Source organism: uncultured Clostridium sp. (assembly GCF_947039605.1).
GTDB lineage: Bacteria > Bacillota > Clostridia > Clostridiales > Clostridiaceae > Sarcina.
In genome coordinates this window covers 1-17,561 of sequence record NZ_CAMQZG010000039.1, presented here as the reverse complement: position 1 = coordinate 17,561, position 17,561 = coordinate 1, and the positions used below count along the sequence as shown (strand labels likewise).

19 protein-coding genes are annotated in these 17,561 nt (G+C 29.2%); 17 read left to right on the top strand and 2 right to left on the bottom strand.

Annotated elements, in window-relative coordinates; genetic code table 11:
* Positions 1-12 precede the first annotated feature (12 nt).
* The 10 genes from Q0V24_RS13170 (at position 13) to Q0V24_RS13125 (ending at position 6,411) form a co-directional block, all read left to right on the top strand.
* The gene (locus tag Q0V24_RS13170) at positions 13-552 is read left to right on the top strand and encodes a hypothetical protein (RefSeq protein WP_297522242.1); all 540 of its coding nucleotides are present in this window, start codon (positions 13-15) and stop codon (positions 550-552) included.
* A 43-nt stretch (positions 553-595) separates the two neighbouring features.
* Positions 596-778 (top strand): hypothetical protein, encoded by a 183-nt coding sequence (locus Q0V24_RS13165; RefSeq protein WP_297522240.1) that lies wholly within the window; start codon positions 596-598, stop codon positions 776-778.
* The gene (locus tag Q0V24_RS17125; protein ID WP_366938310.1) at positions 775-1,491 is read left to right on the top strand and encodes an HlyD family efflux transporter periplasmic adaptor subunit; all 717 of its coding nucleotides are present in this window, start codon (positions 775-777) and stop codon (positions 1,489-1,491) included. The genes Q0V24_RS13165 and Q0V24_RS17125 overlap by 4 nt, the downstream gene beginning before the upstream one ends.
* A 19-nt stretch (positions 1,492-1,510) precedes the next feature.
* Positions 1,511-1,777, top strand: a complete 267-nt coding sequence (locus Q0V24_RS13155) for a hypothetical protein (protein ID WP_297522238.1) — start codon at positions 1,511-1,513, stop codon at positions 1,775-1,777.
* Positions 1,778-1,788: 11 nt separating this feature from the next.
* Positions 1,789-2,607, top strand: coding sequence for a CPBP family intramembrane glutamic endopeptidase (locus tag Q0V24_RS13150; RefSeq protein ID WP_297522236.1), 819 nt, complete (start codon positions 1,789-1,791; stop codon positions 2,605-2,607).
* Positions 2,608-2,977: 370 nt separating this feature from the next.
* Positions 2,978-3,967 carry an ornithine carbamoyltransferase gene (gene argF, locus Q0V24_RS13145; protein ID WP_297522258.1) on the top strand — a complete coding sequence of 330 codons (990 nt, stop codon included), beginning with the start codon at positions 2,978-2,980 and terminating at the stop codon, positions 3,965-3,967.
* Between the two features lie 140 nt (positions 3,968-4,107).
* A complete protein-coding gene (locus Q0V24_RS13140) occupies positions 4,108-4,704 on the top strand; it encodes a hypothetical protein (protein WP_297522235.1) in 597 nt (198 codons plus the stop codon).
* A 60-nt stretch (positions 4,705-4,764) separates the two neighbouring features.
* Positions 4,765-5,382, top strand: a complete 618-nt coding sequence (locus Q0V24_RS13135; protein WP_297522234.1) for a VanZ family protein — start codon at positions 4,765-4,767, stop codon at positions 5,380-5,382.
* Positions 5,383-5,472: 90 nt separating this feature from the next.
* Entirely contained in the window at positions 5,473-5,904 is a 432-nt protein-coding gene (locus tag Q0V24_RS13130; protein ID WP_297522232.1) for a nucleoside 2-deoxyribosyltransferase, read from the top strand.
* 234 nt (positions 5,905-6,138) lie between these two features.
* A complete protein-coding gene (locus Q0V24_RS13125; protein WP_297522231.1) occupies positions 6,139-6,411 on the top strand; it encodes a hypothetical protein in 273 nt (90 codons plus the stop codon).
* Between the two features lie 85 nt (positions 6,412-6,496).
* On the opposite strand, the gene Q0V24_RS13120 is transcribed toward Q0V24_RS13125, so the two are convergent.
* Entirely contained in the window at positions 6,497-7,621 is a 1,125-nt protein-coding gene (locus Q0V24_RS13120) for an HD-GYP domain-containing protein (protein ID WP_297522229.1), read from the bottom strand.
* A gap of 446 nt (positions 7,622-8,067) precedes the next feature.
* Positions 8,068-9,972, bottom strand: coding sequence for a glutamine synthetase (locus Q0V24_RS13115; RefSeq protein ID WP_297522228.1), 1,905 nt, complete (start codon positions 9,970-9,972; stop codon positions 8,068-8,070).
* 263 nt (positions 9,973-10,235) lie between these two features.
* Here Q0V24_RS13115 and murI point away from each other — a divergent pair, with 263 nt between their 5' ends.
* From murI to Q0V24_RS13080, 7 genes are all read left to right on the top strand, one after another.
* Entirely contained in the window at positions 10,236-11,039 is an 804-nt protein-coding gene (gene murI / locus Q0V24_RS13110; protein ID WP_297522226.1) for a glutamate racemase, read from the top strand.
* Positions 11,040-11,386: 347 nt separating this feature from the next.
* Positions 11,387-11,908 carry a peptidylprolyl isomerase gene (locus Q0V24_RS13105; protein WP_297522224.1) on the top strand — a complete coding sequence of 174 codons (522 nt, stop codon included), beginning with the start codon at positions 11,387-11,389 and terminating at the stop codon, positions 11,906-11,908.
* 81 nt (positions 11,909-11,989) lie between these two features.
* Positions 11,990-12,376 (top strand): DUF3783 domain-containing protein, encoded by a 387-nt coding sequence (locus Q0V24_RS13100; protein ID WP_297522222.1) that lies wholly within the window; start codon positions 11,990-11,992, stop codon positions 12,374-12,376.
* The gene (locus tag Q0V24_RS13095; protein ID WP_297522220.1) at positions 12,363-13,061 is read left to right on the top strand and encodes a helix-turn-helix transcriptional regulator; all 699 of its coding nucleotides are present in this window, start codon (positions 12,363-12,365) and stop codon (positions 13,059-13,061) included. The genes Q0V24_RS13100 and Q0V24_RS13095 overlap by 14 nt, the downstream gene beginning before the upstream one ends.
* A 99-nt stretch (positions 13,062-13,160) precedes the next feature.
* Positions 13,161-14,393, top strand: coding sequence for a chloride channel protein (locus Q0V24_RS13090; RefSeq protein WP_297522218.1), 1,233 nt, complete (start codon positions 13,161-13,163; stop codon positions 14,391-14,393).
* A 109-nt stretch (positions 14,394-14,502) separates the two neighbouring features.
* The gene (locus Q0V24_RS13085) at positions 14,503-15,336 is read left to right on the top strand and encodes a glycerophosphodiester phosphodiesterase family protein (protein WP_297522216.1); all 834 of its coding nucleotides are present in this window, start codon (positions 14,503-14,505) and stop codon (positions 15,334-15,336) included.
* A gap of 279 nt (positions 15,337-15,615) precedes the next feature.
* Positions 15,616-17,561: S8 family serine peptidase (locus tag Q0V24_RS13080; protein WP_297522214.1), on the top strand; the 1,946-nt coding region annotated here is incomplete at its 3' end.

The following is a 17,561-nucleotide window of genomic DNA, read 5'->3' as shown; positions in this document are numbered from 1 at the left end:
AAGGAGTTGTGTATGAAGTTTTTAATTACAACGATTAATTTATTCCTTCTATGTTTTATGCTTATATATTATGTGAAATCTTCAAAGATGGCTCAATACATAAAAACACAGGAAATTCTTTTCTCATCTCAAAAAGGTATTTATTCTTTATTAAAAAAAAGCTTTGCACCATTAAGTATATTATACCTTCTAATAGTATTTTTATTAGAGATATTTACCTTGATTAATTTACAAACTTATTTTAATTTAATACTAATATTTTTTGTTTTAATATTTTTTGTAATGATAAATTCTTACACTTATTATATAATTTTTGAATCTTCAATTCTTTATTTATTTACTATGAAAGAGTATAAATTTTCTGAAGTTAAGGATATTAAAATAATTCCAATATCTAAAAATGGAATCAGAATAAAATTATATTTAAATAACAAAATTATTGATATGTTTTTTGAGCCAGATGAACTGATACTAGCTAAAAATTTCTTGGAAACTAAAGTTCTTAATCGAAGTCTTTCAACAGCCGAAATTGAATTGTTATCAAGAAAATAATACTATGGAGTTTATGAATACATAGTTGATAGAGGTGATTGATATGAAAAAAACTTTTTTTAAGTGGATACCTAATATTTTAGCGGGAGCAATAGGTGCTTTTATTTTTCCAAGCACTCAATTTACATTATCTCATAAAATAATTTTTTTAGTGATTTGTATAATTTGTATAAACGTAGGTGAGTTTAAAATAAAAAAACAAAGGCGGGTTATCAAAATCAGATAAGTAGTATACAGGCACAAATAACAGATACAAATGCACAAATAAGTGCATTACCTAATAGCTATTTAACTCAAATAAATCAACAAATACAAGAGTTAAATAATCAACTTACTGGAATTGATGCAAGTTCAACTAAGAATCAAGGAACAAAATCACTAACTAAGTGGCAATTAGTTTCTCAAATAAATCAAAGCTTAAATTCTTATAAAGATAAATTACAAGAACTTAAAGAAAATATAAAACAATTAAATAGTCAAATTAAATATGGTGATATTACTGCAAATGCTAGTGGAACAATATATATTCCAGAAACACCTCAAATAGGGATGGTTCTACAAGCAGGTCAAACTATTGCACAAATAATGCCAAGTGAAAATAAATTTGAAATAAAACTTATGATTCCAAATGCTGAAGTAGGAAATATAAAAGCAAAGGATGAAGTTAAGTATAGCTTTTTATCATTCCCGTATGCAGAGTATGGCTTTGTACAAGGTAATTTAAAAACTATAGGTGTAACTTCAGAACTAAATCCTAAAACAGGACTTTCATATTATAGTGGAACTTCAACTCTTAGCACAGATACAATAAGTAATAAGCAAGGTAAAAGTGGAACTATAAAACTTGGTATGGCATGTACGGCAAAGATCATATCAAGAAAAGAAAAAATGTTATATTACATTTTAAATCAATTGGGATTAAAAACAAATAATATTTAACTAGAAGGAGGATTTTATAATGGAAGAAAATAAAATATCAAAAAAGAATACAGTAGTACCACTAATTTTAGGAATCTTGAGTATTCCGGGTGCATTGTTTGCAATCTTAGGTTTAATATTAGGAATTGTGGGAGTAGCACTTTCTGCAAAAGGATTTAAAAAATCAGGAATGGCAAAGGCAGCATTAATATTAAGTATTATAGGAATTATTTTATCACTTGCTAGTGGAGTTATGGGGTATGTGATGATACATCACTATCAAGAATTTATGAGAATGCATAGATAGGGGATATGAATATGTTTAAAAAGATAAGTATAATCTTAGCGACTATAATATTAATACCAATTTTAACATATGTGCTGCTTAGTGTAGGAACACAATTTGTTTTTGGTGTATATGTAGGAGTTCATCATTTAAAAGTAGCTGATATGCCAAAGGGACAAGCGTTAGCGATAATGAGAAGTTTAGAGTATTATGGTTCTTTAATAGGGGAGTCATTAACTGTTGGAGCATTACTTTTATTCTTCTTGATACCAAAGGAAGGATTAATAAAGAGATGTAGATTTAAAAAGTTTGATATAAGAAAATTACCAACTTTAATATTTTTAATTGTTGGAATAGCTATTCTTTCAATTGTTTTTATCCATTTAACACAGAATGATGTAACTGGATACAAGCAAATAGAACACACAATGGCTAAAACAGGATTTACAATTCCGGGGGCAATAATTTTAGTTTTAATTGTTCCTATTTTAGAGGAAATTATATTTAGAGGTGCAATACTTGCAACGCTTAGAAAGTATATGCCAGTGGCAGTAGCTGTAATTATTCAAGGCATTATTTTTTCATTACTTCATGGAAATTTAATACAATCAGCTTATACGCTTCCGCTTGGAATTGCACTTGGTCTTGCATTTGTATATGCAAAGAGTATATGGGCAGATATAATTTGTCATATGACTTTTAATCTACTTGGAATATTGGTTTTACCAATCATAAGTTATTTCTTCTATAATGGAATAGTTTATACAGTGATAGGAGTAATATTCTTAGTATTATCATTTGTATTTTATAAGAAAAATCAAAAGAGTTTAAAACTAAGTAAAGTTTATTAAGATAAAGCTTAAAAGCAATAAATCATCATATTAAATAAATATGGTGATTTATTGCTTTTGTATTTTAAAGAAGAAAAGTGGTATTATTTAGGTATAGCATTTGTAGTTACCTGCTTTTATTTTTTGTTTGGTATGATTAATAATAGGTCTACAAATGTTTTTTTATAGGCAATCACTTGGGTGATGGCTTATTTTTTTTGCTTATTTTTAGAGAAAATAAATTTAGTTTATGTATAAAAATAGAATAAAATCATTATAAAATTAATATTTATACAAATAACTTGAAAAATATGGAAAATATATGTATAATTATAAAGTAGCTGGGGTATTAAAAAAAGCAATAAGTAATAAAAAGAAAGGGTGCAAAGCTATGGCTGTTAATTTAAAAGGAAGAAGTTTTTTGAGTTTAATGGATTTTACACCAAGCGAGATAAGATATCTTTTAGATTTATCTCATGACTTAAAGGCTAAAAAGAGAACAGGCATCAAAGGGGATTTACTTGAGGGGAAAAATATTGTGTTGTTGTTTGAGAAATCATCAACAAGAACAAGATGCGCATTCGAAGTTGGGGCAATGGATGAGGGCGCAGGAGTTACTTTTTTATCTAATTCTCAAATGGGTAAAAAAGAAAGTATAGAGGATACTGCAAAGGTTCTTGGTAGAATGTATGACGGTATAGAATTTAGAGGTTTCGCACAGGAAACTGTCGAGGCACTTGCTAAATATTCAGGAGTACCAGTTTGGAATGGGCTTACAGATGTAGACCACCCAACTCAGATACTTGCTGATTTTATGACAATAGAAGAAAAAATCCAAAAACCTCTTAACAAAACTAAGTTAGTATTTGTTGGAGATATCAGAAATAATATGAGTTATGCGCTTATGTATGGTGCTGCAAAAATGGGAATGCATTTTGTTGGACTAGGACCAAAAGAGATGCTTATAGATGTAGATATCATAAATAAGGCTAAAGAGGTTGCTAAGGGGACAGGGGCGAAGATAGAGATAACATATGATGTTAATGCTGTAAAAGATGCAGATGTTATTTATACGGATATTTGGTGCTCTATGGGTGAGGAAGATAAGATAGTTGAAAGATATAATCTATTAAAAGATTATAAGGTGACAAAAGAGATGATGAGCCTTACTGAGAATAGTGATTGTCTTTTCATGCATTGTCTTCCTGCATATCATGACTTTACTACAAAGGTAGCTAAAGAGGCTAAAGAAGAGTTTGGTATTGATATTAGAGAAGTAGATGATGATATTTTTAGAAGTAATAATTCAGTAGTTTTTGATGAGGCAGAGAATAGAATGCATACAATTAAAGCTGTAATGGTTGCTACAATAGGAAAATAATAAAAGAGATTATGCTTTGTGTTATTAAGCGTAATCTCTTTTTTTGTATTTATGGAATTTAATTAAAAACTCTTGTTATAAAATGGAAAATAATGGTAAAATAATATTAATTATTAGTATATGATTTTAAGGAGAAAAATATGAACATTAGTAGCAATGAAAAGGAACGATTTAGTGATTTTTGGGTATTTATGTTCTCTCTAATGGTAGGTTATTTAATTTACTTTTTTGTTGGAAGTAGAATAGCAAGTAATATAATAGATAATGAAGATATAGCTGGTTTTATAGGAGTATTCTTTATGTCAACTTGTATGACTATTATTTATATGATATTAAATTTCATGTTAGAGAGGTGTATGCCAAGGTTCTTTAGGTATGTATTATGGACTCATTATTTTGCATTATTTATTATAGTATTTTTTTGTTTTGATATTGGAAAAAGTGGGTTTGTAATTAATCCTTTTGAAGATTTAGATTATACGGCAATGGAATATATGGGATTAGTTTTTAAATGTGTAACTTTATTTATCCCAATTGGTTACCTAGTTAGGAAAGAAGTGTTTATCAAAAGTTTTAGTTTTATGTTATTATTTATTTTAACAATGGAGTTATCACAATATGCTTTTAAACTTGGTATATTTAATGTTAATGAAATTGTGTTTAGTATGATAGGGGTTAGTATAGGATATTTTTTATCTCAGAAGAGGAAAGTAAAGAAAAGAAAAAGAAAAACTTGAGTGGGATAACAGATTTGAAAAATTGAATAAAAATAATTAACAAAAGAGGAGAAATTTAATATGAATATGAAGGAGATACTAACAAGGATAGGTCTTTTTATTGTATCTATATTTGTTGCGATTATTATTTATGAAACATTTGTAAAATGGGGAGTAACCAATTTTATTTTGATAAAGATGAGCGACCAAAGAGGTAAAATAATAATGGATTTCTTTAAAGTTGGGACAGTTGTGCTAATTTACGCATTATTACTTTTATCAGTTAAGTTAAGGGTAACAAAGCCAGCCCAAACAGTGCTTTGGATAGCTTATCTTGGAACTATATTCTTATTGCTTTTTGCAAGAAAGACTAATTATGGTGGAGTTAACCTTGACCCTTTTAAAATAATAGATGAACTTCATGGTATGAGAGCTAAAATATACTTTGTTGGTAATATTTTATTCTTTATGCCTTTTGGATATTTATTTAGAAAACTTAATTTCTTTATAATGCTACTTGTTTCACTTTGTATGGAATTTACTATTGAAATGAGTCAACATATTACACGAAGAGGAATGTTTGATGTATGTGATATTATGATAAACATGACAGGAATAGTTGCCGGTTATATAATAGTGCATATAATAAGAGTAGTTCTTAGAAGTAAAGAGCGCAGTAGACGTAGAAGAAGAGGATAAATATTTGAATTTATTGGACAAGCCATATATAATTTCTTATGTAACAAAAGAAATTTAGGGCAAGTAGTTTGCTTATAGGGAGAGTATAATATGAAAGTTTATTTAGCATCACCTTTTTTCAATGATGTAGAAATTGAAAGAATGGAAAGCGTGAAAAAAGTTTTAAGAGAAGAAAAAGGTTTTGAGGTTTTTGCACCATTTGAGCATCAAAACAAAGATTTAGAGTTTGGTGGAAAAGAGTGGAGAGATAAGACTTATGCAGGTGATATTAAAGGAATAAAAGATGCAGATATAATAGTTGCTATAATATCTAACGGAAATTATTCTGATAGTGGAACAGCTTGGGAATGTGGATATGCACATGCTTTAAATAAGCCAGTTGTAATAGTTAACTTATCTGATAAAGCAGTTAATCTTATGATTAGTGATAGTCTGAGAGCTTATATTTCATCAGTTGATGAACTTAGAGGTTATGATTTTGAAAATATGCCAGCTAAAAGATATGAAGAATATGTTTGGTAGAATATTGTAGATAAATGTAGCATTTAGACTAGTTAGTAACTAGTCTAAATGCTTTTTTTTGTTGAAAAATAGGTTAATTTAGAAAAATATTACATAATTTATTGACAATAGAACAAATGTTCTATATAGTAGGTTAAAGAACGAGCGTTCGTAAAAAAGTTTTTTGATAATCTAGTTATAAACTTATAGGTTACATAATATATATGAGTTATAAGGTTTTACAGGGAGGAATTTGTGATGAGAACAAATGTGATTTTAAAGATTAATTATAGAGTTGATGAGGATCTGAAAAAGTATAGACTAGAACATAAAAATGCTTACTTAGAGTTAGATTCATCAAAGTATCAATTATGGGCTGGGACTTATAAAAAAAGATATGGATCTCTTATCGTTGAAGCTAATACATATGAAGATGCTAAAAAATTGGCTTTAAATAATCCATTTATGGGGAGTAAATTTTATTCGTGTGAAATATTAGATAGAAAACAATTAGTAAAAGTTTCTTAAAAGCAAAAATTATTTTATCAAAAATTAAAAGAAAAGTTAGTTAAAGAAAGCGTCTATCTCGAGTTTGAGATGGACGCTTTTGGATTTAGATAGCATATTCAATTGATTGTATTACTATAGCTAAAGATTCTGATAAATCAATTATCGAATTCATTAATGTTTCATCATCACTTTTTATTACTTTTACATTTGGGCGTAGTGGATAAAGTGGATGAGTTTTCTTAACAACGGCCGTTGTATTATTGCTTAGATTGACAATAGTTCCTTCAGGATATGGAACTATAATTCTAGAAAATAATTTTGTAAGATTAAAATCAAACATAGTTCCAGCTTTTGAAAGAATAAATTCAAATGCATCATTAGGACACATAGCCCTTTTATAAGGTCTATCTGATGATAGAGCATCATAAACATCAGCTATTGATACAATTCTTGCAAGAAGGTTTATATCCTCTCCTACAAGTGCATTTGGATAACCAGTACCATCTACTCTTTCGTGATGTTGTAAGACTACCATTTTACATGCTGTTTTTAGATTAGGAATATTCTTCATATAATCATATCCCATTTTAGGATGTAGTTTAATTACATCAAGTTCTGTATCTGTAAGACTCGCAGGTTTTTGAATTATAGATTTTCCAACAAAGACCTTCCCGATATCATGGAGCAGTGCACCAACGCAAAGATCAATTAATTTCTCTTTAGGGAGTGCAATACCAATCCCCATAACAACTGATAATGTTGCTACATTAACAGAGTGTTGGTATGTATAGGCATCCATGTTTTTTATGTCGACAAGACTAACTGAAATATCTTTATTAGATAAAATATTTTGGCAAATATCTTCTGATAAATCTTTAAGTGTATTAAGATAGTCTTCTTTTTGTTTTAAGCCAGATAAAGTTTCTTTATTGTTAAGTGAATTAAACTCAACATTAGCAAGGTTTATCATTTCAGCATTTTCAAAAACATCTTTTATAAGTTTAACAGATTTTTGTCTAAGTTCTGGAGATATTACATCATTAATTTCTTTATCGCTATATTCATCTATAATATAAAGTGAGTATACTTTTAAATCTTTAATTTTTTTTAATAAAGATTTAGTAAGTTTACAACCTTCTTTAAGTAGTATTCGACCCTCATTATCATAAAGGGATCGTGCTAAATAACTTTCTTCTTCTTTTACACATTCTATCGGAATCAGTCTCATCTTCTTCGGCACCTCGTAAATTTATAGTGTTTAAATACCAAGTAAAAAATTTAAAATTATTATAAGCATCTCGTAGCTTTAATATTCGGTCAATTTCCTTAATGGTGATTCTTATCTTAGTGAGTAAAAACTCTTATTTTTCATTGTTATATGTAATAAACTATTTGTGTTTTATAGGTAGTGTTTTAAAATTAAAACCTAATATAAATTCAAATGATTTTAAGTTGTCTATATTTCTAGACCTATTGCACAGTCTGCTTTAGCAGTTTGTTTTGAAAGCAACTAAAGCTATTTAAATAATATAGTAACTTATCGTATATGTAGGGATAGAACTTTAATATATTTTGTAGAAAATTTAAAAAAAGAAGACTATTGAATAATAAATCAATAGTCTTCTTTAAATTTAATTATATATTTAAGTAAAATAAAATTTATCGTAAAAAATGTTAAATATCAAGTAAATTCTTTTTATAATTACTATAAGCTTCTCTAAGTTCTTTCATGTCAGTAATTAATTCTAATTGTAGGTCTGATATTAATTCTAAGTCATTTTCTTCGATAGCAATTCTAAGCTTTGTGAATAATCCCTTTTCGCTATGGCTATCTTTCATTATTTTAATTCTAAGCTTACTTACAGCATCCCAATTAGACATATCAAGGTCTAAAGCTTTATCTAAGGCATGAAGTTGTTTAAATCCTCTTATGTGTCTTGTATATTTAGGTATTGTTCTACAAGCAATTTCAGTTGTCCATCTCTTTATAACTGAAGTTTTAAAACTATTTAAGATTTTATCATCTAAAATTTCTCCAACTTTTAATAGATCTATTGAGCCATCAATTGCATCTAGTGCTTTAACTACTTCAAATACAGTAGCAGGAGCCTTACCAAAGAACTTATCTCTTTGCTCTGGAGTGAAGAATTCATATATATCTTCTTCGCTTCTGTAAGCTCTATCTTTATCAAGGTATATAGCATCTTCTCCTGGTTCTTTAGAAATCTCTTTAAGTAGCATATCTTTAGTAATATCTTTTCTAATTGCAAATTTAATTCCATCAAACATAGCAAGATAACTCACTGCAATACATAGGTACGTATTTGTGAATGGATTTGGTGATCTTAGCTCAAATCTTGTAGCAAGTTGGCTATTAGGATCTCTAATAAGTCCTACAAGTACAGTTCTATTTCTTGATGGATTACTAGGGCTTTGTCCAAGTGATGTCACTATACATACAGGTGCTTCAAATCCAGGGCTAAGCCTTTTAAGAGCGTCCGCTGTTGATGAAATAAATGGGTTTATAACTTCATAGTTTTTAAGAATCCCCATAAGTGCACCATATCCAAGTTTGCTTATAAAGTGATTTTTATCTATTGTATTGAATAGATTAACTATTTTACCACTTCTAAGTTTAAGAGCTAACCCAAGATGAGTATGCTCACCAGTACCAGCTACTCCTGCAATAGGTTTTGCAAGGAAAGTAACTTCAAGTCCATGCTTTCTGTAAGTTTCTTTTACAAGAGTCCTAATAAATAATTCATTATCGGCTGCTTGAAGAGCATTTGAATATTTCCAGTCTATTTCTAGCTGCTCCATGATATGGTCATATTGTCCATCAGATGTAAGAGTTGCTTTAACTCCTCCAACTTCTTTATGCCCCATTTCTGGCTCAAATCCATATAGATCCATTAAAAGAAGTGATTCTTCCATTGCAGATCTAACAGCACCTTTTGTTCTTGTCCAGTATTGTTCTTGTAAAACTTCAGAAGTTGTAAGCTCTTCTATATGAGCTTTGTCATTAGGTGTTTTAACCCAAAATTCAAGTTCTGTTGCTGAGGTTAAAAGAACTTTATCTATATCACTCGCTTCTATATTATAATCTTCTAAAAGCTCTGTATTCTCATTAAGGATATTTATTAAATTAGATTGTAAGAAGTCAATTGAGTTTCTTAAAATTCGTCTTGAATCAACTGCTTTTCCGTCATGTATAAGGAAACAAGGGATTCTTATTGTCCCGACCGGTCTATTTGTTTGTATTTCATGTAGGTCATAATTATAATCAACAAACCAGTTTACCTGAGTATCTGCAACCATATCTACCTTAGCATTATTTAAAGTTGCTATTCCAGGTAAAACTACAGAAGAACCGTCAGTTTGAACAGCAGTACCAAATAAAAAGTCATCAATTGATTCTAAAAATATTTTTAGAGGGATTTTTTCATCTGTGTCATTACCAGCAAGATCAACACCTACAAGTGATACAAATTTGATTTCAGGGTGTTTGAAAAATATAGCTTTTAAGTCTTTTTCATTATGATTCTCTTTTGGGATTGTATAAATTAAATCTGTTCTCATAAATTTTTAGATAGTGCTATAATATAGTAAAGAAGTTATTTAAATATTGGTGAATATAAAAATAGCATTATCTGTGGTCACATCCTTTCTTATAACTATTGACGAACAATAAAATACTAAAAATTAATAAAGTTCGTATTAGAAGAATTTTATCATAGTTGATATTTACAGTCAATCAAATAAATTTACAAATAAAGGAAAGTGTGGCTTCAAGATATTAACATAATTTTTTATGAGTAAGAAAAAGCAAGGAGCATAAAAAAATGAAGGAAGAAATTATTGATTTAAATAGTCCAATAGGTTTTTTTGATTCTGGAGTTGGTGGTATAAGTGTTTTAAGAGAAGCATTAGAAGTTATGCCAAATGAAAATTATATATACTATGGAGATTCAAAAAATGCACCGTATGGGACAAAAACAGTAGAAGAGGTTAGAGTATTATCTTATAATATTGTAGATTTTCTTTTAAATAAAGGTGTTAAAGGTATAGTTGTGGCTTGCAATACAGCAACAGCAGCCGTTGTTTCAGAGCTTAGATTAAAATATCCAAAGTTTCCTATTGTGGGGATAGAGCCAGCTTTAAAGCCAGCAGTTGAATCAAATAAAGAAGGCAAAATTATAATAATGGCAACGCCTATGACTCTTGCAGAAGGGAAATTTAATAGATTATTAGATAGACTTGCAGGGGGAAGAAAAGAGGATGTTGTACCACTTCCATGTCCAGGACTTGTTGAGTTTATTGAAGATGGAATTTTTGAGGGTAAAGAAGTTGAAGACTTTTTAAGAGAAAAATTTGCACGCTTTAACGAAGAAAAAATATCAACAATAGTTTTAGGGTGTACACATTATCCTTTTATAAAAAAATCATTAGCTAAAATAGTTGGTGATGATGTTGATATAATAGATGGAAGTATTGGAACATCAAAAGAAATGAAAAGAAGGCTTGAAAAACAGAATCTTTTAAACAAGAGTCAAAAATGTGGAACAATTAAAGTTTATAATTCAGCACAGGATCAAAAATTAATAGAGTTAAGTCATAGTCTTATAGAAATTCAAAAGATGCCATAATTAAATAGGCATCTTTTTTTATTTTCCAAAAACCTGAACAAAAACATTTTCTAACACTAAAAAATTAGGAAACTATTAATAAAATTCTAGAAGGAGTTTTATTGATAAAAAAATAAGCATATATATAAATACGTGAATTTAAGGGATATTTGAATTAGAGAGAGTTTAATATAGAGATATAGAAGTTATTGGATTGGGGGATTCAATGGCTTTTATTTTTATATAAATTTTAGAAGAATTTGAATTATAATTAACAATATTAACAAAATAATATATAATAAGCTTAATACACATACTAATAGCAGTAAAATTTGTGCTATTAGTACATTTGAAAGGAGAAATTTAATATGAACCCAATTATTACAATTAAAATGGCTTCAGGCAAAGTTATGAAGGCAGAATTATATCCAGAGGTAGCACCTAATACAGTTGCTAACTTCGTTAGTTTAGTTAAAAAAGGATTCTATGATGGAAAGATATTCCACAGAGTAATTCCTGGATTTATGATTCAAGGAGGATGCCCAGATGGAAACGGAATGGGTGGCCCAGGATACCAAATCAAAGGAGAATTCAGAGGAAATGGATTCAAACAAAATACATTAAAGCACGCTCCAGGAGTTCTTTCAATGGCAAGAGCTTTCTCAAGAGATTCAGGTGGAAGCCAATTCTTCTTAATGGTTGAAGCAGCACCACATCTTGATGGAGATTATGCTGGATTTGGTCAATTAATAGAAGGTCTTGAAATTGCTAGAGAAATCGTTGCAGTTCCAAGAAATAGAGAAGATAGACCTAATACACCACAAGTAATTGAATCAGTAACAGTTGAAAATGCTGATAATATGGCTGAGCCAGAAACATTAGCAAAATAATTTTTGATTTTAGAATTTAATTTTAGAGCCTAACTTATTTTATAGGTTAGGCTTTATTTATAAACAAAGGAGGAATTTAGAATGGCAGATTTAAAAAGATGTGTTTTAGTTTATGGTTTAGATGTAGTCGAAATCATGAAATTACAACAAGCAAAGGTTAAAATAGTTAGAGTAACAGATGATATGGGTAAGATGAAAGTTAAGGATATTCTTGAGGGGTCAAGTGAGAAAATTGCAGGAGAAAATCTTCCAAAGAATGAGAAGCTTTTAGTTTTCCACAATATTCTAGAGGTGCAATTAGATATGGTAATGTCATTAACTAAGAGAGCTTTAAAGAAAAAGCCAATTCTTGCAACTACTACTGAAACTTCAATGGAATGGGATTTTGAGTATTTAGTTGAACATTTAATGGAAGAGAGAGAATGGCATAAAACTAATAAAGGAAGTGCTATGCATGAGCAAGAATAGAGTTGGAGAACAAATTTTAAAAGTTAGAACTTCTAAAGGTGTTACTCAAAAAGTTTTAGGTAAAAAACTTGGAGTAAATGAGAAGTTTATTAATGATGTAGAACAGGGTAAAAAGATTATCAATGAAGCTTTAATTACTAAGATTGGTAAGGTTCTTGGAGTGGACCTTAATGATGTTGGTATGGTTGTAAGTGATGCAGACCTTGATAGAGAAAAAGAACTTGCTAGGGATACAGTGGTTCAATCTGCTAATAGACCAGTTAAAAAAGAAGAAGTTAATGAAGTTTGGAGCCAAGCATTTGGTTCAAATTTAAAAAATGTTCCTATTTTAAATTATGATTTGAATAAAGCAGTAGGTCACAGACAATTATCTATGAGTTCTAATAAAATTGATGGTCATACATCAGATAAAGTTTTCTATGTGAAAATTGAGCAAAATGATATGACTGGATTTAGAATCCAAAAAGGTGATTTAGCTTTATGTTATAAAATTAATACAATTGAAAATAATACAATAGCATTAGTTGAACATAAAGGTGAGAGAATGATTAGACAGATTAAAAAGCTTGATAGTATGAAAGTTCTTTTAGTTAGTAATGGTGGAAGTATGATGACTCAAACTGCTACTATAAAAGAATTAAAACCTATAGCTACTTTATATAAAGTAGAATTTGATTTAAAATAATTTTAAGGGGAGAATTTTCTCCTCTTTTTTTATGTTTAAAAATATAGAAATTAGGGAATTTAAATAGTAAGAGAGTTTTACAAAAGAAAAGAGGTACATATGAAAAGATATTTAAATTTTGGTATAAGTATACTGTACAGTGCTATAATTGGAGCCTTTGTTGGGTTTATAACTTGGTTATTTCTAACGCTTGCTTATGGTGGAATAGATTTAATTTGGTACGATTTTATTTTTAAATTCAATAGCAAATTTTTAGTGTTTGCAGTATGCGTAATTGGTGGAGTTTTAGTTGGGCTAATCCAAAAATATTTAGGTAAATATCCTAAGACAATGCCTGTTGTATTAGGTGAGTTTAAGGAGAAGAAATCTGTTGAATATAAGTCAATTCCAAAAGGAGTTTTAGCTGCTTTTACAGTTTTATGGTCAGGTGCAAGTCTTGGACCTGAAGCTGCTTTAACAGGTATAATTGGTGGACTTGCAACTCTTGCAGGTGACTTTTTAAAGTTTGGTTTAAAGAGAAGAAAGATAGATAAAGAACTTGAAGAAATACTAACTGAATCAAGTATGGAGGCAACTATAGGACTTATTTTTGGAACGCCTTTATATGGATTCTATAATTTAATAAATGATAAAAGTAAGATAAGTATAAAGAGGGCAAAGATAATAATATACACAGTAACAATTGCAGTTGGTTTTGCAGTTTTTCTATTTTTATCAAAGATTGATAATAGGGCATCTTTTATTAAATATTTCGGAGATACAATAATCGGGCAAAGAGAAGTTATATTCTTAATACCACTTTTTGCAGTTGGGATTTTAGCAACTTTTTACTATAATGCATTAGGCACATTATTACATAAGATTTTCAAGCCTTTAGAAAATTATAAAGTTATAAAAGCAATTATTGGAGGCGTAGTTCTTGGCGGTCTTGCAATTACAGTTCCTTATATTTTATTTTCTGGTGAAGGAACTTTAGAAGATTTAATAGTTAATTGGCAATCAGTTAGTGTCATTACTTTATTATTAATTTTTGCATTTAAACTTGTAGCAACTGAGGTATGTCTTTCAACAGGCTGGCTTGGTGGACATATATTCCCTGTTATGTTTTCAGGGGCAGCACTTGGATATGCAGTTTCAGTTATATTTAATATTAATCCTGTTTTTGCTACATGTGTAATAATGACTACATTTTTAGCAGGGGTTATGAGAAATGCACTTATAGCTATATTTTTATTAGTATTTTTCTTCCCAATAAATTTAACTATATATTTAATTGCATCAGCTTTTGCATGTAAATTTGTATTTGATAAAATTTTTGAGGTGAAAAAATAAAAATAAAATAAACAATTTATTAAAATAGGGTGATACTAATAATGTATGGCTCTATTTTAATTTATAATAAAATTATAGGGTTATAAAGAGGTATAGGGGGATTTAAAATTTGAGAAAAAGAAATTTGGGGATTATTTTGGGAAGTATAATAATTTTAGGGGGTATTGTAATTAGCGGAAGTGATAAAGTAGTGGCTAGTAGTTATGAGAAAAATGATAAAAATATAATAGCTCATTGCCTTGGGTCGGTAGATGGAAAAATTCATACAAATAGTAAGGAAGCTTTTGAAGAATTTTATAGTAAGGGTGTAAGGAACTTTGAGGTTGATTTGATAAAAACAGCAGATGGTCATTTAGTTGCAAGACATGATTGGATGGAGTATCTTTATGAAACTTTAGAACAACCCATTCTTTCAAGAAATAATACAGCACCGTTACTTGAAGATTTTAAAAATACAAAGATAAATAAAAAATATACGCCGCTTGATTTTAATGATTTATTAGATTTGCTTATTAAATATCCAGAGGCTAATATAATTTTAGATACTAAGGTTGAAGATAAAGAAAGCATTACTGAAATATTTACTCTTATTGAAAATCAGATGAAGGAAAAAGGTGTTAATTCAAAGCAAATTATTCCACAGATTTATAATAGAGAGATGTTAGCCTATATAAATGATATATATAAATTTGAAAATGTTTATTATACATTGTATTTAGATAAGGTTAAGGAGCAGGAGGTTTTAGATTTTGCAAAGGAAAATGATAATGTAAAAGCTATTGTTATGCCAACGTATAAATATAACAAATCATTTATAAAAAATCTTAGTGAGAATGGAATTAATTCATATGTGCATACTATAAATAAAATGAATGAAGCCAAAAAGTTTTTAGATAATGGTGTTACTGGTATTTATAGTGATGAAATTACAGAAATAAAATAGAATGAAAATTTATAAAAGTTATCCACAGGTAGAAAAATATAATTTACCTGTGGATAACTTTTTCTTTTTTATCTTGTGGATAATTATTTTTAAATTTAGTTGGGGATTTTTTTAGGGTTTAAAAAATGTGGGTAAAATTTTAGATGTGATTTTTTAGGTGTGGAAAGTATTTTAGAAATACTTATATAATTTAACACAAGAAATCAGATTATTCAATAACTAAAACTACCATAAGAGAATACTTTAATCTTAGATAATAATTTTTAAGCGGTGAGAAGAATGGATTATAGCAGTTTTGATTTAAGAAAATTTGCAACTGGAATTCCAACAGAACTAGTTGAATTGACCTCTAATTATATTTCAGAGTTTGAGGGAGTAGATAGTTTAATTGAATTTATAGTTTTATTTGGAGAAAATGAAACTGAGGTAAGTGCATCTAGCATAGAAATTGGAGCAAAGTTTGAAAACCTTGGGATGGGTTTTGGCATAGTTAGTATAAAAGCTAAAGATTTTAAAAAACTTGGTGACCTTAGAGGTGTTCAGTATATTGAGTTTCCAAAGGTTTTTACTACTAATGATATTAAGGCTAATGTTGCTAGTTGTGTTCCGCAAGTTTGGAATAATTATGGACTTACAGGTGAAGGGGTTTTGATTGGATTTATTGATACGGGGATTGATTATACACATCCTGCTTTTAATGATGATAATGGTAATACAAGAATTAAGTATATATATGATTTGTTTAATGAAAAAATTTATGATGAAGTCCAAATTAATAATGCGCTCAAAAATCTCAATCCTTTAGATATTGTACCATCACAAGATTTGGCTGGTCATGGAACTGCGGTTGCGTCTATTGCTGCTGGGGGGGGGAAGATAAGCAGAGATAATTATGGCGTAGCCCCAAAAGCATCCATTATTATGGTGAAAATTACAGGAGATGGAGTTTTAAAATCTACTCTGAGTACACAGATAATGCGTGGACTCAAATTTCTTATAGATAAAAGTAATGAACTTGGGATGCCCCTTGTTGTAAATATAAGTCTTAGTACTAATGATGGGGCCCATAATGGAAGCAGTCTTATTGAAAAATATATTGATACTTATTGCCAAATTAACAGAGTTACGGTTGTGGTTGCAGCTGGGAATGAAGGGTCTTCTGGACATCATTATAGTGCAAATTTAAATGATGAGGAAGATGTTTTTATAAATATTGGCGAGGGTGAAAAACAAATAATTTTACAACTATATAATGCTGCTTTAACAAAGTTATTTATAGAGATAGTTACTCCAAGTGGGGATTCTACATCTATGTTTTTAGTTAATGAAGGAGTTAATAGATTAAATGTTGGTGGGCATAAGATATTTCTTTATGATAGTGGACCAAGACCTTTTGATAAGGTTGGTGAAATAAGTATAACCATTAGTACAAGTACTGGTTTTATTGAAAGTGGCCAATGGCTTTTAAGAGTTAGAAATAGTAGTAATTATGAGGGATTAATAGATATATGGCTTCCGGTTACTGCACAGCTTAGTGGGCAGACAAAATTTTTACAGCCAGACCCTTTTAATACTCTAGGTATTCCAGCCACGGTTCCATCTGTGATTTCTGTTGGAAGTTATAGTTCAAGTGCTCTTAATTACTCATATTTTTCAGGGCGAGGTGTTGAGAGAATTGGAAGTATTATAAAACCAGATATTTTAGCTCCAGGAGAAAATATTATGGGTGCTATTTCTGGTGGATTATTTGATTCGGAAACTGGAACATCTGTTGCAGCCCCACAAGTAGCAGGTGTTAGTGCACTTATGGTTGAGTGGGGAATTGTTGATAACAATGATTCATATTTGTTTGGTGAAAGACTTAAATATTATATTTTAATTGGAGCTATGAGAGATAAGAAGAAGACTATTTATCCAAGTAAAACATATGGTTATGGGTATCTTTGTGCTGGAAAAAGTATTGAACTTTTGGTGCAAAGTAAAAAGGAAAAAGAGAATAGAAGTAGAGAAAATTCTGATGTAGATAAGGATAGTCTACATAATGAGGGGATTGAAATTATGGATAATGATAAATCTGATAATGATAAAAAAGTAGAACAAGAAAAAGATTATGAGCCTAAAATTTATATGAAAAAATCTAAGGCGGAAAGTTGTGAGAGGTGCGAAAAAGATTTAGAAAAAAATAAATCAAAAAGTAAAAAAAGTAAGCATAAAAACAAGCATAA

What these genes read in the sequence shown, in the direction of transcription:
- Q0V24_RS13170 (WP_297522242.1), top strand. Translation starts at nt 13, where the DNA reads ATGAAGTTTTTAATTACAACGATTAATTTATTCCTTCTATGTTTTATG.
- Q0V24_RS13165 (WP_297522240.1), top strand. Translation starts at nt 596, where the DNA reads ATGAAAAAAACTTTTTTTAAGTGGATACCTAATATTTTAGCGGGAGCA.
- Q0V24_RS13155 (WP_297522238.1), top strand. Translation starts at nt 1,511, where the DNA reads ATGGAAGAAAATAAAATATCAAAAAAGAATACAGTAGTACCACTAATT.
- Q0V24_RS13150 (WP_297522236.1), top strand. Translation starts at nt 1,789, where the DNA reads ATGTTTAAAAAGATAAGTATAATCTTAGCGACTATAATATTAATACCA.
- argF (WP_297522258.1), top strand. Translation starts at nt 2,978, where the DNA reads ATGGCTGTTAATTTAAAAGGAAGAAGTTTTTTGAGTTTAATGGATTTT.
- Q0V24_RS13140 (WP_297522235.1), top strand. Translation starts at nt 4,108, where the DNA reads ATGAACATTAGTAGCAATGAAAAGGAACGATTTAGTGATTTTTGGGTA.
- Q0V24_RS13135 (WP_297522234.1), top strand. Translation starts at nt 4,765, where the DNA reads ATGAATATGAAGGAGATACTAACAAGGATAGGTCTTTTTATTGTATCT.
- Q0V24_RS13130 (WP_297522232.1), top strand. Translation starts at nt 5,473, where the DNA reads ATGAAAGTTTATTTAGCATCACCTTTTTTCAATGATGTAGAAATTGAA.
- Q0V24_RS13120 (WP_297522229.1), bottom strand. Translation starts at nt 7,621, where the DNA reads ATGAGACTGATTCCGATAGAATGTGTAAAAGAAGAAGAAAGTTATTTA.
- Q0V24_RS13115 (WP_297522228.1), bottom strand. Translation starts at nt 9,972, where the DNA reads ATGAGAACAGATTTAATTTATACAATCCCAAAAGAGAATCATAATGAA.
- murI (WP_297522226.1), top strand. Translation starts at nt 10,236, where the DNA reads ATGAAGGAAGAAATTATTGATTTAAATAGTCCAATAGGTTTTTTTGAT.
- Q0V24_RS13105 (WP_297522224.1), top strand. Translation starts at nt 11,387, where the DNA reads ATGAACCCAATTATTACAATTAAAATGGCTTCAGGCAAAGTTATGAAG.
- Q0V24_RS13100 (WP_297522222.1), top strand. Translation starts at nt 11,990, where the DNA reads ATGGCAGATTTAAAAAGATGTGTTTTAGTTTATGGTTTAGATGTAGTC.
- Q0V24_RS13095 (WP_297522220.1), top strand. Translation starts at nt 12,363, where the DNA reads ATGAGCAAGAATAGAGTTGGAGAACAAATTTTAAAAGTTAGAACTTCT.
- Q0V24_RS13090 (WP_297522218.1), top strand. Translation starts at nt 13,161, where the DNA reads ATGAAAAGATATTTAAATTTTGGTATAAGTATACTGTACAGTGCTATA.